The sequence below is a fragment of the Clostridium transplantifaecale genome (genome assembly GCF_900626075.1).
In the GTDB taxonomy this organism is placed as follows: domain Bacteria; phylum Bacillota; class Clostridia; order Lachnospirales; family Lachnospiraceae; genus Otoolea; species Otoolea transplantifaecalis.
The window spans coordinates 170,663-185,584 of sequence record NZ_UYZY01000001.1; the positions used below are offsets into that span (position 1 = coordinate 170,663).

Here is a 14,922-nt window from a genome sequence, read left to right on the forward strand (position 1 = left end):
ACATCGGTTAAACATAGGGAGAATTTTTACAAAGGAAAAAGAGGGAAGAGAGTATGAAAATTATAGTGACTGGCGGAGCTGGTTTTATTGGAAGTAATTTTATCTACCATATGCTTAATACGCATCCTGACTATCAGATTGTCTGCATGGATTGTCTGACCTATGCAGGAAATTTATCCACATTAGAAGAAGCACTGAAAAATTCAAACTTTCATTTTTATAAGACAAATATCTGTGACAGAAATGCAGTTTATGACGTGTTTGAAACGGAACATCCGGATATGGTTGTCAATTTTGCTGCTGAAAGTCATGTGGACCGGTCGATTGAAGAGCCTGAGGTTTTCCTGGATACAAATATAAAAGGAACGGCTGTTCTGATGGATGCCTGCCGTAAGTTTGGTATAGTGCGCTATCATCAGGTTTCTACTGATGAGGTTTACGGTGATTTACCTCTGGATCAGCCTGAGTTGTTCTTTACCGAAAGCACTCCGATTCATACCAGTTCCCCATACAGTGCCTCTAAGGCCGGAGCAGACCTGCTGGTTCAGGCATATCACCGCACATTTGGACTGCCGGTGACCATCAGCCGTTGTTCCAACAATTACGGTCCCTTTCATTTCCCGGAAAAACTGATACCACTGATGATTGTAAATGCGCTGGCCGATAAGCCGCTGCCGGTATATGGCGAAGGGCTGAATGTCCGCGACTGGCTGTATGTGGAAGATCACTGCAAGGCTATTGATTTAATCCTTCATAAGGGGAGAATCGGCGAGGTATATAACATAGGCGGACACAATGAAATGAGAAATATCGATATTGTTAAAATGATTTGCCAGGCACTTGGCAAACCGGAGAGTCTGATTACTTATGTGACCGACCGAAAAGGCCATGATATGCGGTATGCGATCGATCCGGAGAAGATAAATAGCGAACTCGGCTGGTTTCCGGAAACAAAGTTTGCAGACGGTATTCAGAAAACGATTCGGTGGTATCTGGACAACCGTGAGTGGTGGCAATGCATCATTACCGGTGAATATCAGAATTATTATGAAAAAATGTATCGTGATAGATAGAATACCAGCGGGAACCGCTGCCAAGGGAAAAGTCAGGAGGATATACAAATGAGTATTTTAGTTACGAGATCTTCAATGCCGGAATTAGATGAATTTGTTGAGGAAATCAGACCCATATTCGACAGTCACTGGTTAACTAATATGGGACCCGTTTATAAAAGATTTCAGCATCAGCTGAAACAGTATTTATCGGTTCCGGAGTTATCTCTCTTTGTAAACGGCCATATGGCGCTTGAAATTGCAATTCAGGCATTAAAACTCACAGGTGAGGTGATTACTACCCCATATACATTTGTTTCGACGACTCATGCAATAGTGAGAAACGGGCTGAAGCCGGTGTTTTGTGATATCAAGCCGGATGATTACACGATGGATCCGGAGAAAATTGAAGAGTTGATCACTGATAAAACTTCGGCGATTATCCCGGTGCATGTTTATGGGAATATCTGTGATGTGGAGGCGATCGAGAAAATTGCAAAAAAGCATAATTTGAAAGTGATTTATGATGCGGCACATGCGTTTGGCGTTACATATAAAGGTGTTGGAGTCGGTAATTTTGGCGATGCGTCTATGTTCAGCTTTCACGCGACAAAGGTCTTCCACACGATTGAGGGAGGAGCGATTGCCTTCACAGATGAAAATTTGAAAAACCCGTTGCATTGTCTGAAGAATTTTGGCATTACTGCCGAGGATATTATTGAGGAAGTAGGAGGAAATGCAAAGCTGGATGAATTCCGTGCCGCAATGGGAATCTGCAATCTGCGCCATGTCGATAAGGAAATTGAGAAAAGGAAGATGGTATACGAGCGTTATGTCGGCCATCTGAATGGAATAGACGGACTTACGTTAATTAGGTACAACAAAGACATCAAACCAAATTATTCCTATTTTCCGCTTTACATTGACGAAGATAAATTCGGTAAAAATCGTGAAGCGGTTTATAAAAGACTGTGTGAAAATGATGTTTTCTCCAGACGCTATTTTTATCCGGCCACGAACGATCTGGACTCATATAAAGGTAAATTTGCCCATGGAGAGACACCGGTATCAGAGAGGGTTTCCAAAAATATCCTGACGTTGCCTATGTATGCGGAACTGGCAATGGAGGATGTCGATCGGATTTGTGATTTGATTTTATCGTTGAGACAGTGACGAATTTAAACTGTCTGAAAAAGGATTACGGTAAGAGGGGGCAGAAAATGGGACATTTAAAACAAACTCCACATTATTTCGGAGAATTGAACGAAAATTTTATCAGCCCTTTCGCGGCGGGGGAATTAACAATAAAGCAAACATTCTATGTTAAATATGTAAAGCGGCTGATCGATATTGTATTCTCGCTGACTGCAATACTACTTACTTTTCCGGTGAATCTTTTGATAGCGGTAGCCACTTTTGTAGATGTGGGAAGACCCATTTTTTTCGTTCACGAAAGGCCTGGATTGGGAGAAAAGCCCTTTAAAATGGTCAAATTCCGAAATATGACTAACGAGACAGACGAAAATAATGAACTGCTGCCCGCATCGGAGCGTATCACCAAGCTGGGGAAATTTCTAAGAAAGACCTCACTTGATGAGCTCCTGCAATTCTGGCTCATCTTAGATGGTAAGATGTCAATCATCGGTCCAAGGCCTTTATTGATGAAATATCTTCCAAGGTATTCAAAACGTCAGCATCTGCGACACGCGGTCCGTCCAGGGTTGGAATGTCCCCTTCCTGATTATCGAAAAGAGAATATAACCTGGGAGGAACGTCTGGAGAACGATGTTTGGTATGTTGAGAATATCAGCTTTAAAACAGACTGTATCATGATTTTTAGACTCATTAGACTTGTTTTTAATAAAAAAAGAGCAGGAATTAGAAGCGAAAAAATCGACGGAGAATTTACGGGAGAAGAGAATTTACAGAACTCTAAAAATAGGGATGATCAAATTGCATAAAAACTGGATATGAAGGATTGAGATATGAAAAAAATAGTTTTATTTGGGGCCGGAGGTTTCGCGAGAGAAACAGCCTATCTGATAGAAAGGATTAACCATGTTAAGCCAACCTATGAACTGCTGGGATTTATCGTCGATGATGCCTATTATAGGGATGGACTAAAAATTAATGGTTATCCGGTCCTGGGAACCAGGCAGTGGCTTTTTGCCTATAAAGACAAGGTAGTCTGCACCTGTGCGATTGGTGAACCAGGCCCTAGAGAGGCCATTCAGGAAGAACTGGAGCAAAAAGGAATTCAATTTGAAACCTTGATCTCTCCGGATGTAGAGCTGCATGATACGGTGGAAATCGGAAATGGCTCAGTCATTGCCCATGGCGTTATGATGACCGTGAATATAAAAATTGGAAAAGGGGTGGTGATTAACGGATGCACAACCCTTGGACACGATGCTGAGGTTGGTGATTACGCATGTGTGATGGGTGGCTGCGGACTGGCAGGTTATGTAAAGATCGGACGGAGGGTGAAAATAGGAGGCCATGCATTCATTGTGCCTCATATCTCAGTAGGAGATGACGCGGTTATAGGGGCTGGAAGCGCGGTATTTGCCAAGGTAAGAAGCGGAAGACGGGTACTGGGGAATCCGGCAAAGCGATTTGAAGTTTAAGGGGGATTTGTATGGAAATTCAACGGTTCGAGTCGGATATGATGGCATCCAACATGTATCTGCTGTCGGAACACGGACACAGGATCGTAATTGACCCCTGCCGTGATACGGATCCAGGTGTAAATTCAAAGGTCGATGCTTTGATACTTACCCATGAACACTATGACCATATTTCCGGTGTTAACGCGTGGAAAGAAGCATACGGCGCCCCTGTAATTTGCAGCAGGCCATGTGCTGTTAACATTGCGGCTTCCAGAAAAAACATGAGCCGGTATTTTGAGGCATTCAGCCAGATGCAGACCTATGCCAGACAGGATGAACACGTTTCCATAGAGAAAAATTATCATTGCACTGCGGAATTTACATTTGACGATTATTTACGCTTTTACTGGTTTGACAATCTTTTAGAAATTTTTGCGCTGCCTGGACATTCGGATGGGAGTATCGGTATTTTGGTGAACAAAAACCATTTCTTTTCCGGGGATAGTCTGTTTATGGAGCATGAGGTGGAGTTGGGATTTCCGGGAGGAAGCCGTGAGAAGTGGGAACATGTTTCCAGAGGACGCATCACGGCCTTGCCGGAAGGTATTACGGTTTATCCCGGGCATTATGATGAGTTTGTACTAAGGAGGAAGAAATAAAATGTCTTATTTTGAGATTAATGACATAAAGATCGAAGCAGTTTCTTGCGCAGTACCGGATAACAGGGTTACGGTTCAAAGTTTCGAGTCTGTTTTCGGTATGGAGGCCTGTAAAAAATTCACCGAAAGTACTGGGATACGGGAAATGTACAAGGCACTGCCGGAACAGACAGCAGGCGATTTGGCTTATGCCGCCGCTGAAAATATGTTTGAGAAAATTGAAACAGATCGAAACAAAATAGGAGCGCTTGTATTTGTTACGCAGTCTCCAGATTATCGGAGGCCTGCAACAGCCTGTGTTTTACAGAAGCGGCTCGGTCTGCCTCTGGGTTGTGCCGCCATGGATATTGGCCTTGGCTGTTCCGGGTTTATCTATGGGCTTCAGACTGCTGCATCGCTTATGGCAACATCAGATATGGAGTATGCATTGATATTGGTAGGGGAAACAGCGTCAAAACTTGTAAATCCACTTGATAAATCAATTGTAATGATGTATGGAGATGCCGGTGCGGCGATACTTCTTAAGCGGGAAGAGGGAGTCAAACTGAAAACCTTACTGAAGAGCGACGGTAACAGGTTCCAATCAATTGTACTTCCGGCTGGAGGGTTCCGTGATATGAATCCGTCCCATGATACTTTTGTGTGCAGCGACGGTATTGAAAGATCGCTCTACGACATCTTTATGGATGGGACATCTGTATTTTCCTTTTCTATTAACGATATTCCGGAGACCGTGAAAGAATATCTCAGCCTGACTGAAACAGAAATTGGAGATTACGATTATTTGGCCTTTCACCAGGCCAACCAGTTTATCTTAAAGCAGATAACACGCAGGTTGAAAGCACCGAAAGAAAAAGTTCTGATTTCACTGGATCGTTTCGGGAATACGGGAGGTATGTCGATACCGTTAACACTGTGTGATCATTTTGGAAGTGAAGAAGATGGGAAAAAGAAAATTCTAATGAGTGGATTTGGTATCGGACTGTCCTGGGGAGTAACTTCCGCGGTATTGGATACAAATAATATTTTTCCTGTAATCCGTACGAAAGATTATTATGCGGAGGGTAAATTCGAACCGGGAAAATATTAAGACAGGAGATAGAGCAATGAATCAATTCGTTGATTTAACCGGTAGGAAGATCCTGATAACAGGTGCATCCTCCGGCATTGGAAAGCAGACGGCCATGACACTTAATGGACTGGGTGCAGATGTAATTCTGGTTGCAAGAAGAGAGGAAAGGCTGAAAGCGGTTCTTAGTGAGCTGGAAGGCGAAAATAACGCTTATTATGTCTCGGACTTGAGCGAAGTGAACAGGATAGAACATTTGTTTAAGCAAATTGCAGAGGAACAGGGAAAGTTGGATGGGATGGTTTACGCAGCAGGAATTGCAATCTATACACCGTTGAAGTTGTTTAAACCTGATAAAATTCAAGAAGTTTTCAATATCAATTATTTTGGTTTTATAGAATCGGTCCGTCAAATTTGCAAAAAAGGAAGATACAATGAGGGAATGCGGATTGTCGGAGTATCTTCTGTTGCGTCTATGCGTGGTGACAAAGCGCGCCTGGCCTATTCAGGTTCTAAAGCCGCTATGGATGCCTCTGTCCGTTGTATTGCCACGGAGGTATATGATAAAGGGATTTGTATTAATACTGTAGCACCAGCGATGACGGAAACAGAGATGTACCTTGAATTTATGAAAACGAACGGAATGAGCAGTCCTAAAAACAGAGGAACTCTAGAACGCCAGTATATGGGGGTTGGAAAACCGGAAGATATAGCAAATGCAATTGCGTTTTTAATCAGTCCCGCAGCCCGTTTTATCACAGGTATTACATTGCCGGTTGACGGTGGGATGACTACGTCCTGATGGCAGGCGCGGAGAAAACCAGCTGGCCGGTGAAATTAAAATAAAATATACGACAGGAGGAAATGATGATGAGTGAAAAAGAAAAATTAGCGCTGTTGGAAGAAACATTGGATTTAGATGAGGGAACCCTTACTCCGGAAATGAAATTAGCTGATATAGAGGAGTATGATTCGATGGCGAAACTGTCTTTAATTGTTATGATGGATGACGAATGTGGAGTAAAACTTACAGGCGATGTCGTGAAAAACTTTCAGACAGTCGCAGATATTCTGGATTATATGAAGTAAAACAGCTATGTGGAGGATAGGTATGAATAACAGAGAACTTTATGATGATATATTTGCTAACGTATTTACGGTAGATAAAAGCGAATTGGGAGAAGATTTCGTTTTTGGAAAAGTAGATAAATGGGATTCCGTTGCCCACCTGAATTTGATTTCAGAATTAGAAGATACGTTTGATACGATGTTTGAGACAGAAGACATCCTTCATTATGGCTCTTATCTCAATGGTCTGGAAATTTTAAGGAAAAACGGCGTAGAAATCTGAGGAGGATTTAGTGAATGGAAAAACTTCTCGAAGAAAAAATTTGCCTGATTACAGGTGCGGGAAGAGGGATTGGAAGGGCAATCGCAGAGCTGTTTGCCGAATTGGGAGCTACGGTGTATGCAAATGATTCAAGGGAAGGCTGTATGGATGACTGGATTCGGGAATTTGATGAAAATCTTCCGGGAAAGATACGCGCCGCTTATTTTGACATAACAGATGAAGCGGCGGTGAAAACGGCAGTGATGCGGATAAAAAAAGAATGCGGCCGGATTGACGTTCTTATCAACAACGCCGGGGTGGAGTTTAACGAACTTATTGGCATGATCAGCAGGAAAAATATGGATATGATGTTCAATGTGAATGTGATTGGAACCATTAATATGCTGCAGACAGTCGGCAGAGTGATGTGGAGGCAGCCCGGAGGGGGAAGCATCGTGAATATTTCTTCTATGGTCGGAGTCCGGGGAAACCGCGGCCAGCTGGTATACTCGGCAACCAAAGGTGCAGTTATTTCACTGACTAAATCGGCAGCCAAAGAACTGGCTGAAAAGAAAATCAGGGTGAATGCCATAGCTCCTGGCCTTACCAGGACACCAATGATGGAACAGGCGGATCAGGACAAATTGGAAGCCAGAATTAAAAATGTTTGTATGGGGAGGCTGGCTGAACCAAAAGACATAGCCAGGGCATGTGTTTTTTTTGCGTCTGACTTGTCGGAATATGTATCAGGACAAACACTGGCTGTTGACGGCTGTACAATAATGTAAAGGTGGAGGTTTACTATGTTTTTAGATATAGAAAACGTTGAAAGAAATAAGACAGCAATACATGATGACAGCGGAACACAACTGACTTATGGAGAGTTGTGCGATTTTATCACAGAGATAGAAGAACTGAAACTGATGCGCAGCGTCGTATTCTGCCTGTGTGAGAATACAGCGGGTGCTTTGGCCGGAATTGCCGCATTTGAAAGTGTCAGGGTGGTGCCGCTTTTATTAAGCGCAGCAATTGATTCCTCTCTGCTGGAAGAACTGGATACGATGTATACACCGTACTATTACTGGATTCCCGATGCCCAGAAAACACGTTGCAACGGCGATGTGATTTATTCAAAATATGGCTACAGTCTTTTAAGATCAAAATATGATGTCTATCCAATTCATGAGAAGCTTGCATTACTGATGACAACTTCCGGTTCCACCGGCAGCCCTAAGCTGGTCAGGTATAAGTATGGAAATCTGGAAGCAAATGCCAGGAATGTAGCGGCTGTTTTTGGATGGACGAGCGATGAGAACTGCATTATGGACTTACCGGTACAATATACGATGGGGCTGAATGTAATAAACAGTCATTTCATAGTCGGAGCCACGGTTCTACTGGTTAAAAACAATTTAATGAGTTCAGAATTCTGGGATTTTATAAAAGAAAACCATGGTTCAAATTTTACCGGCGTACCTTACAGCTATGAAATTATGATGAAACTTAAGTTTACCAGAATGGATCTGCCTGATTTAAAAACTTTATCGGAAGGCGGAGGGAAACTGACCGACGAGATGTTCAAAATGCTGGCAGAGTATTCGGAAAACGCTGGCAAACGTTTCTGTGCTACGTTTGGCACGACGGAGACAAGCGCCAGAATGGCGTATTTACCGCCGGAAATGGCAAGGGAGAAAATCGGTAGCATTGGTAAAGCGATTCCGGAAGGTGAACTGTTTCTGCTGGATGTAAACGGAAATGAAATAGAGGAGCCGGAGGCACAGGGAGAATTAGGATACCGCGGTCCGAACGTCACTATGGGATATGGGATCTGCCGGGACGATTTGCTTAAAGGCGATGAGTGGTTCGGAGAATACCATACAGGCGATATTGCAAAACGTGATGCGGAGGGCTTTTACTACATAATCGGAAGAAAAAAACGGTTTTTAAAGCTGTTTGGGCTACGTATCAGCCTGGATCAGTCGGAACGGATCATAAAAGAAGGATTTAATTGTGAATGCGCCTGCACCGGAAACGATGAAAAGATGAAGATTTTCATCATAGACGGAGCGCTGAAGGATAAAATTCCGGCTTATCTTGCTGAAAAATTGAATTTAAATGCCTCTGCATTTGAAGTGAAAGTTATAGAGGAACTTCCCAAGAATGAGTCGGGAAAAATCTTGTACAAAAATTTAAATTAATTCCGGCAATGTAGAAAAGGCAGTAGAGACGGAAACATAGAATGGAGCAGTATATATATGAGTTATGGAGTCGATGCATTATGGATAAGCTGAAAATTCGTTTAGATTTCGTAAATATAAATTATGATAGGGCGATTACCTGGTTTATCTGTCTGTATTTTTCAAATGGTTTGATTAGGTTGGCCGTAAGAAGGGCTTTGGCTTTTGCCGGCTTACAGAGTTTATATATTATATTCACCAATTTAATCATATATATACCGCTTCTTCTTATGTTAATACTGATGTTTTCCAAAAGGAAGTTAGATAAATCATTATGGAGTTTTTTAATAGTTACTTTTACGATAATCTCTCTTTTTGTATTAACCCTATTCTTCCATCCGGAATACGACAGATTCTTCTTCAGAGAGACTTATGGTGTATGGGATGATGTCTTTCGTCCTGATAATGGAGCTGTTTTCGGATTTCTTGCTGTAACAGCAAGCAAGAACAGCAAGCGATTGATAGAGAATCTTAAATATGCTTCATTTTTGTTACTGTTTTACAGTAGTTATCAATTTGTAAAGGCATTTAGCGATGGATACTGGACTTCTTTAAATGCAGCTGGAGAAATGATTGAGCTGAGTTATAATTTGAGCTTTGGTTATACTATCATTTTTTGTGCCACTATATTTTTTGGGCTTTTTATTAGAGAAAGAAAGAAAATTTATTTATTTTTAGGGTGTTTATCTACTGCATTAGCTTTAGTTGGAGGATCAAGAGGTTGTGTTTTATGTCTACTTGTTTTTGGGATTTTATATCTTTATAAAGAATTCTCAATTGTTCCAATGCATAAGAAGCTACTGATAAGCACTGGGTTTATATTACTAGGCATTTTGTTTAATGCGTTTTATTACGATATTTTGTCGGAACTTTCCGGTATTGATGCGAGAACCATTCAAATGTTTCTCAGTGGAGATATAACCAGTGATAATGGAAGAGAAGTGATTTACTCACTTGCTGCTGAGGCTATTAAAAATATGCCGTTCCTAGGATACGGTGCATTTGGAGACAGGCAGTTTATAACACCATACTATTATTGGGGATACTGTCATAATGTTTTTCTTGAAATGCTCATCGATTTCGGCTGGCTGCTTGGGATTATTGTGTTCCTGATTATTGCAATCAAAAGCATACAGGTTTTAATCAGTGCCAGAAATGAGCAGGCATTTGTCATCTGCATCCTTCTGTCGGCGAACGCAAAATTATTTCTGTCGGATACATTTTGGGGCTACCCTCAATTTTGGATGCTGATAGCATATCTATTTTTTGTATTTAAAGAGGAACGAAAAAAATATACAGAGGCTAACAATGGATGAGATAAATAAAATAGAGGCGGCAAAGCAGAAACAGCATGCAAAAGGCAAATTGTTTGTTACAGAACGGTTGGATAAATTATTTGACGACGGTAAATATAAGGAGCTTTTTGATAAGGGACGAAGAATTGGCGTTTTGATTTGTGAAGGAAAAGTGAATGGGAAAAGAGTAATCGTTGCCGCACAGGATTTTACATATCGTGGTGGGACGCTTGGCATGAAAATCGGTGAAAATATCGCCAGGGCACAGGATGTTGCAATAAGCAAAAAATGTCCGTTTATTACAATTAATGATTCCGGCGGTGCAAGAATTCAGGAAGGAATTGATTCGCTGGCCGGCTATGGGGAAATATTTTACAGGAACGTGATGGCCTCAGGTTTCATTCCTCAGATTTCTGTTATTTTAGGGCCTTGTGCCGGAGGAGCAGTGTATTCTCCGGGAATCACAGATTTTGTTTTTATGGTTGAGAACATTGCGCAAATGTATATTACTGGACCTAAGGTTGTGAAAAGCGTAACGGGCAGCAATATAACGGCTGAGGAACTTGGAGGTTACAAGGTTCATACCAGGGAAAGCGGAGTCTCCCATTTCTGCTATCCGGATGAAGAAACATGCTTTCATGAATTACGCCGTCTGATTGGCATGTTGCCAAAAAACTGTGAAGAGAAAGCTGCTCTGCCCAGAAAAGAATTATATGAAAAAAAATCGGGGGAGATTGAAATACCTGAAAACACCCGCATTGGATACGATGTCAGGGAGGTGATTCGCGCAGTAATGGATGACGAAACTTTTATGGAAGTTTCACCTGAATTTGCACAATCAATTGTAGTTGGATTTGCAACTCTATGCGGGACAACAATCGGTGTTGTTGCAAATCAGCCCAGGTGTCTTGCAGGGAGTTTGGATTGCGATACGAGCGATAAAGCGGCAAGATTTGTCCGGTTTTGTGATGCGTTCGGGATACCATTAATCACGTTTACGGATGTGCCAGGATATCTGCCGGGAAGTTCACAGGAAACAAAGGGGATTATCCGCCACGGGGCAAAACTGCTCTATGCTTTTTCAGAGGCAACCGTTCCGAAGGTCAATATCATATTGAGAAAAGCTTACGGTGGAGCTTATATTGCGATGAACAGCAAGCACCTGGGGGCTGATTTTGTGATAGCATGGCCGACAGCCGAGGTGGCCGTAATGGGAGAAGACGGTGCAGTCGAGATATTATATGCAAAAGAACTGAAAAGTCTGTCGGGGAAGGAACGGGCCGATTTTTTAGAGGAGAAAAAAACAGAATATAAGACTGAGGTTATCAACTATAAACACGGACTTGAAATGGGTTATATTGATCAGGTAATCCAGCCATCTGAGACAAGAGAAACGATCTATACCCTCTTAAATAATGCCTTAAAGAAAAAACGATTTAGTAAAGCCAAAATACTCCGGAAAAAACACGGGAACATCCCGTTGTAAAAAGAAATTAATTAAACTGGAGGTTCATTATGCGGCGAAAAATTCTATTGCTAGGTGTCATCGGTGTGATGGTTCTTATTTTCCTGTTTTCAAGTCAGGCCGGAGCTTCTTCCCACTACATCAGCGATATGGCGGGAAGGATTCTGGGATTGTTTAGGGAAGATGAGAATGGAGAGTTCTACGGCCGGTTTCTTATCTGGGAGTGGAATGTCAGGCAGCTTGGCCATATAACGCTTTTTGGCCTTTTGGGAGGCGTTGCGCATTCCTACCTGCTATCGAAACAGGATGAGTTGACGGGAGGATGCATTTTAAAGTGTTCTTTTTTGTCAGCGCTGCTCTGTTTTCTTTACGGATGTATTGATGAGCTCCATCAGTATTTTGTAAATGGAAGAAATGCGAGATTCCAAGATGTTCTGGTGGATGCAATTGGATTTTTGACAGCCATTTGTGTTTTGAATGTCCTGATTTGGCTATATAAAATAATAAAAAACAGAATGTAAATAATTAATAGAAGTGATTTTGCGGAAAGGAAACAAAGATGAATATTACACATGTAATGGCGCAGACAATGTATACACAGGATATGTATATGCTGATTAATACATGTTTTGATGGGAGAGAGCACAAGTTCTGTACAGGGCATGCAAAACGTAAAAATTCTTTGGCTCCGATAGGATTAAGTCAGTCGGAAGGAAATGCCGAAGTAATCAATCCTAAAAATTTCTTTAAATATATTAAAAATCTCAATGAGTGTGATGCAATTATCCTGCATGGCTTATTTAATTTTAAACATTTCATTTTTATTTCCAGAAAGAAAGAATGGCTGGCGAAAACATGCTGGGTAATCTGGGGAGGCGATATTTACCGCCATAATGAAAAAACGAATCGTTGGGGAGTAAAACTGACAGAATATCTGAAACAAAAATATGCATCTCAGATAGGTTATGTGGCAACCCTGGTCGATAAAGATTTGCCGCTGGCACGCCAGTGGTATCATGTTACAGGTAAACACTTTTCTCTGAGCTATCCGCTTCCGATCCAGCGTCCGGGAGTAATGCAGAAGCTGACAGAGAAAGGTAATAAAAAGGATGGAAGAAACAAGACAGTCAAAGTAATGCTAGGAAACTCTGCGACTGTAACTAATTGTCATATTGAAGCACTCGAGGAACTAAAGTCTTTTGCGGATGAAGACTTGAAACTCTATATCCCTCTTACATATGGATTTAAAGGTTTTGAGGAATATAGAGAGAAAGTCATTCAAACTGCGGTTGGAATTTTTGGAAAAGATAAAGTCGTTCCTATTATTGAGTCGATGGACGGCGAAACATACTCTGATTTTATTAGTGAAATGGATATTGGGATATTTTTTAATGACAGGCAGCAGGCCATGGGGAATATTGCAATTGCCCTGGCTTCGGGGGTGAAGATCTATATTCGAAATGATACGACGATGTGGGAGAATTATGAGGGAAGAGGCTTTCAGGTAGAAAATGCGTTTAATCTATCAAAGGAAACCTTTGAGACTTTCCGGACTTACATCCCGGATGTCAAGAAAAAAAATATGGCTTTAATACGAAAATATACCGATATTAATCTAATCAGGGATAAGTGGAAACTGCTGTTTCTGGTTATGACGTCAGACAGGAACAAAAAAGAACAATGAATCAGCAAAAGAATAATAAGAATACTTATGATAATCCCTCTATTTCAACAAACATATTATGGCGCCTCGCTGAGCGCTTTGGTGCCCAGGGAGTCAGTTTTATCGTTTCGGTGGTTCTTGCCAGACTGCTGGCCCCCTCTGTTTATGGAACGGTCGCATTGATTACCGTGATCACAAATATTTTGAATGTCTTTGTCAGCAGCGGTTTATCCACAGCGTTAATTCAGAAGCAAAAAGCAGATGACCTGGATTTCACGACGGTATTTGTTTTCAATATCTGTATGTCTCTTGTATTATATACCGGCCTGTTTTTCTCTGCTTCGGCAGTAGCGGACTTTTATGATATGCCTCAGATGCTCCCCGTAATCCGGGTTCTATCCCTTTCCATCGTTTTGGGAGGGATCAATGGAATTCAGCAGGCATATATTTCAAAAAAAATGTGGTTCCATCTTTTCTTTAAGGCCACGATTGGCGGAACGATATGTTCGGCGTTTGTCGGTGTTGGAATGGCATACGCCGGTTACGGAGTTTGGGCCCTGGTAGGCCAGATTTTGACAAATCAGCTTATGGACACGGTGATTTTATGGAAAATGCTAGACTGGCATCCGCGCTTCCGCTTTTCTTATCGGCGGTTCAGACCGTTATTTTCTTTCGGCTGGAAAGTATTTGTATCAAATTTGATTGACACATTTTATAAAAATCTGAGGAGTCTGTTGATCGGAAAAGTATATACACAGTCTGATCTGGCTTTTTACAATCGCGGTAATCATCTGCCTGAGCTGATCATTTCAAATGTAAATACTTCTATCCAGAGTGTTTTTTTTCCAGCCTATTCGTCGGCGAATGGTGATAAAACAACGCTGCGGGCTTTGGTTAGAAAGTCTATTTCCGTTAGCACATACCTGATCTTTCCAGCAATGACGGGATTGGCAGTTGTATCCTCCACGCTGGTTCGGCTATTGTACACAGATGTATGGTCCGCTGCAGTTCCTTATATGTGGATAGGGTGTTTCAGCTATGCATTCTGGCCGCTGCACACTGCAAACTTACAGGTGATCCAGGCAATGGGGAGAAGCGATATCAGCTTAAAACTTGAAATAATCAAAAAAGCAGTCACGGTCATCTGCCTGATTTGGTCAATTCGGTATGGGGTGTTCGTTGTTGCGGTATGTGCTTTGCCGCTGTCCATCTTTTCACTGCTGGTGAATTCATTTCCGAATAAATCATTGCTGAACTACTCATTTCGTATGCAGATAACCGATATATTTCCGGCACTGTGGATGAGTGGGGTAATGGGCAGCTGCGTGCTCCTGGCAGGCACACTTCCGCTGACCGGCTTTGTGAAGCTTGCTGTGCAGATTATAATCGGGGGAGTGACATATCTGTTTTTATCGATTGTCTCTCACAATCCATCCTTTGGATATGTTAAAGCAAGGGCGGTCAGTCTTTGCCGTAAGAAAAGTGAGCAGCAAATAGAATAACTCAGTGGCTTAACCTAGAAAATGCAATCGGGCTGCATTTT

At 41.9% G+C, this 14,922-nt stretch carries 16 protein-coding genes; all 16 read left to right on the forward strand.

Going from position 1 to position 14,922, the window contains the following annotated elements; genetic code table 11:
* Nucleotides 1–53 precede the first annotated feature (53 nt).
* The 16 genes from rfbB to EJL91_RS00850 all read left to right on the forward strand — a co-directional run bounded on the left by rfbB (nucleotide 54) and on the right by EJL91_RS00850 (nucleotide 14,881).
* On the forward strand, nucleotides 54–1,073 hold the full coding sequence (gene rfbB / locus EJL91_RS00775; protein WP_125140065.1) for a dTDP-glucose 4,6-dehydratase: 1,020 nt from the start codon (nucleotides 54–56) through the stop codon (nucleotides 1,071–1,073).
* Between the two features lie 48 nt (nucleotides 1,074–1,121).
* Nucleotides 1,122–2,225 carry a DegT/DnrJ/EryC1/StrS family aminotransferase gene (locus tag EJL91_RS00780; RefSeq protein WP_125140066.1) on the forward strand — a complete coding sequence of 368 codons (1,104 nt, stop codon included), beginning with the start codon at nucleotides 1,122–1,124 and terminating at the stop codon, nucleotides 2,223–2,225.
* Between the two features lie 47 nt (nucleotides 2,226–2,272).
* Complete coding sequence (locus EJL91_RS00785; RefSeq protein WP_125140067.1) at nucleotides 2,273–3,013, forward strand: sugar transferase; 741 nt, start codon at nucleotides 2,273–2,275, stop codon at nucleotides 3,011–3,013.
* A gap of 24 nt (nucleotides 3,014–3,037) precedes the next feature.
* Nucleotides 3,038–3,679, forward strand: a complete 642-nt coding sequence (locus tag EJL91_RS00790) for a NeuD/PglB/VioB family sugar acetyltransferase (RefSeq protein WP_125140068.1) — start codon at nucleotides 3,038–3,040, stop codon at nucleotides 3,677–3,679.
* An 11-nt stretch (nucleotides 3,680–3,690) separates the two neighbouring features.
* Nucleotides 3,691–4,320 carry an MBL fold metallo-hydrolase gene (locus EJL91_RS00795; RefSeq protein ID WP_125140069.1) on the forward strand — a complete coding sequence of 210 codons (630 nt, stop codon included), beginning with the start codon at nucleotides 3,691–3,693 and terminating at the stop codon, nucleotides 4,318–4,320.
* Between the two features lies 1 nt (nucleotide 4,321).
* Nucleotides 4,322–5,410 carry a 3-oxoacyl-ACP synthase III family protein gene (locus EJL91_RS00800; protein WP_125140070.1) on the forward strand — a complete coding sequence of 363 codons (1,089 nt, stop codon included), beginning with the start codon at nucleotides 4,322–4,324 and terminating at the stop codon, nucleotides 5,408–5,410.
* A 16-nt stretch (nucleotides 5,411–5,426) separates the two neighbouring features.
* Nucleotides 5,427–6,191 (forward strand): SDR family NAD(P)-dependent oxidoreductase, encoded by a 765-nt coding sequence (locus EJL91_RS00805; RefSeq protein ID WP_125140071.1) that lies wholly within the window; start codon nucleotides 5,427–5,429, stop codon nucleotides 6,189–6,191.
* Nucleotides 6,192–6,259: 68 nt separating this feature from the next.
* On the forward strand, nucleotides 6,260–6,478 hold the full coding sequence (locus tag EJL91_RS00810; protein WP_227033077.1) for an acyl carrier protein: 219 nt from the start codon (nucleotides 6,260–6,262) through the stop codon (nucleotides 6,476–6,478).
* Nucleotides 6,479–6,500: 22 nt separating this feature from the next.
* Nucleotides 6,501–6,740, forward strand: a complete 240-nt coding sequence (locus tag EJL91_RS00815; protein ID WP_125140073.1) for an acyl carrier protein — start codon at nucleotides 6,501–6,503, stop codon at nucleotides 6,738–6,740.
* A gap of 14 nt (nucleotides 6,741–6,754) precedes the next feature.
* The gene (locus tag EJL91_RS00820; RefSeq protein ID WP_125140074.1) at nucleotides 6,755–7,507 is read left to right on the forward strand and encodes an SDR family NAD(P)-dependent oxidoreductase; all 753 of its coding nucleotides are present in this window, start codon (nucleotides 6,755–6,757) and stop codon (nucleotides 7,505–7,507) included.
* Nucleotides 7,508–7,522: 15 nt separating this feature from the next.
* Nucleotides 7,523–8,917, forward strand: coding sequence for an AMP-binding protein (locus EJL91_RS00825; protein WP_125140075.1), 1,395 nt, complete (start codon nucleotides 7,523–7,525; stop codon nucleotides 8,915–8,917).
* 80 nt (nucleotides 8,918–8,997) lie between these two features.
* Nucleotides 8,998–10,272, forward strand: a complete 1,275-nt coding sequence (locus tag EJL91_RS00830; protein ID WP_164516722.1) for an O-antigen ligase family protein — start codon at nucleotides 8,998–9,000, stop codon at nucleotides 10,270–10,272.
* Entirely contained in the window at nucleotides 10,265–11,737 is a 1,473-nt protein-coding gene (locus EJL91_RS00835; protein ID WP_125140077.1) for an acyl-CoA carboxylase subunit beta, read from the forward strand. The genes EJL91_RS00830 and EJL91_RS00835 overlap by 8 nt, the downstream gene beginning before the upstream one ends.
* A 29-nt stretch (nucleotides 11,738–11,766) precedes the next feature.
* The gene (locus EJL91_RS00840; protein ID WP_125140078.1) at nucleotides 11,767–12,237 is read left to right on the forward strand and encodes a VanZ family protein; all 471 of its coding nucleotides are present in this window, start codon (nucleotides 11,767–11,769) and stop codon (nucleotides 12,235–12,237) included.
* A gap of 38 nt (nucleotides 12,238–12,275) precedes the next feature.
* Nucleotides 12,276–13,400 carry a TDP-N-acetylfucosamine:lipid II N-acetylfucosaminyltransferase family protein gene (locus tag EJL91_RS00845; RefSeq protein WP_125140079.1) on the forward strand — a complete coding sequence of 375 codons (1,125 nt, stop codon included), beginning with the start codon at nucleotides 12,276–12,278 and terminating at the stop codon, nucleotides 13,398–13,400.
* Complete coding sequence (locus EJL91_RS00850) at nucleotides 13,346–14,881, forward strand: lipopolysaccharide biosynthesis protein (RefSeq protein WP_243125195.1); 1,536 nt, start codon at nucleotides 13,346–13,348, stop codon at nucleotides 14,879–14,881. The genes EJL91_RS00845 and EJL91_RS00850 overlap by 55 nt, the downstream gene beginning before the upstream one ends.
* Nucleotides 14,882–14,922 lie beyond the last annotated feature (41 nt).

Excerpts from the sequence above, each read along its gene's own strand:
- EJL91_RS00800 (WP_125140070.1), top strand. The coding sequence starts at position 4,322 with ATGTCTTATTTTGAGATTAATGACATAAAGATCGAAGCAGTTTCTTGC.
- EJL91_RS00795 (WP_125140069.1), top strand. The coding sequence starts at position 3,691 with ATGGAAATTCAACGGTTCGAGTCGGATATGATGGCATCCAACATGTAT.
- EJL91_RS00790 (WP_125140068.1), top strand. The coding sequence starts at position 3,038 with ATGAAAAAAATAGTTTTATTTGGGGCCGGAGGTTTCGCGAGAGAAACA.
- rfbB (WP_125140065.1), top strand. The coding sequence starts at position 54 with ATGAAAATTATAGTGACTGGCGGAGCTGGTTTTATTGGAAGTAATTTT.
- EJL91_RS00810 (WP_227033077.1), top strand. The coding sequence starts at position 6,260 with ATGAGTGAAAAAGAAAAATTAGCGCTGTTGGAAGAAACATTGGATTTA.
- EJL91_RS00825 (WP_125140075.1), top strand. The coding sequence starts at position 7,523 with ATGTTTTTAGATATAGAAAACGTTGAAAGAAATAAGACAGCAATACAT.
- EJL91_RS00840 (WP_125140078.1), top strand. The coding sequence starts at position 11,767 with ATGCGGCGAAAAATTCTATTGCTAGGTGTCATCGGTGTGATGGTTCTT.
- EJL91_RS00780 (WP_125140066.1), top strand. The coding sequence starts at position 1,122 with ATGAGTATTTTAGTTACGAGATCTTCAATGCCGGAATTAGATGAATTT.
- EJL91_RS00835 (WP_125140077.1), top strand. The coding sequence starts at position 10,265 with ATGGATGAGATAAATAAAATAGAGGCGGCAAAGCAGAAACAGCATGCA.
- EJL91_RS00805 (WP_125140071.1), top strand. The coding sequence starts at position 5,427 with ATGAATCAATTCGTTGATTTAACCGGTAGGAAGATCCTGATAACAGGT.
- EJL91_RS00785 (WP_125140067.1), top strand. The coding sequence starts at position 2,273 with ATGGGACATTTAAAACAAACTCCACATTATTTCGGAGAATTGAACGAA.
- EJL91_RS00820 (WP_125140074.1), top strand. The coding sequence starts at position 6,755 with ATGGAAAAACTTCTCGAAGAAAAAATTTGCCTGATTACAGGTGCGGGA.
- EJL91_RS00830 (WP_164516722.1), top strand. The coding sequence starts at position 8,998 with ATGGATAAGCTGAAAATTCGTTTAGATTTCGTAAATATAAATTATGAT.
- EJL91_RS00845 (WP_125140079.1), top strand. The coding sequence starts at position 12,276 with ATGAATATTACACATGTAATGGCGCAGACAATGTATACACAGGATATG.
- EJL91_RS00815 (WP_125140073.1), top strand. The coding sequence starts at position 6,501 with ATGAATAACAGAGAACTTTATGATGATATATTTGCTAACGTATTTACG.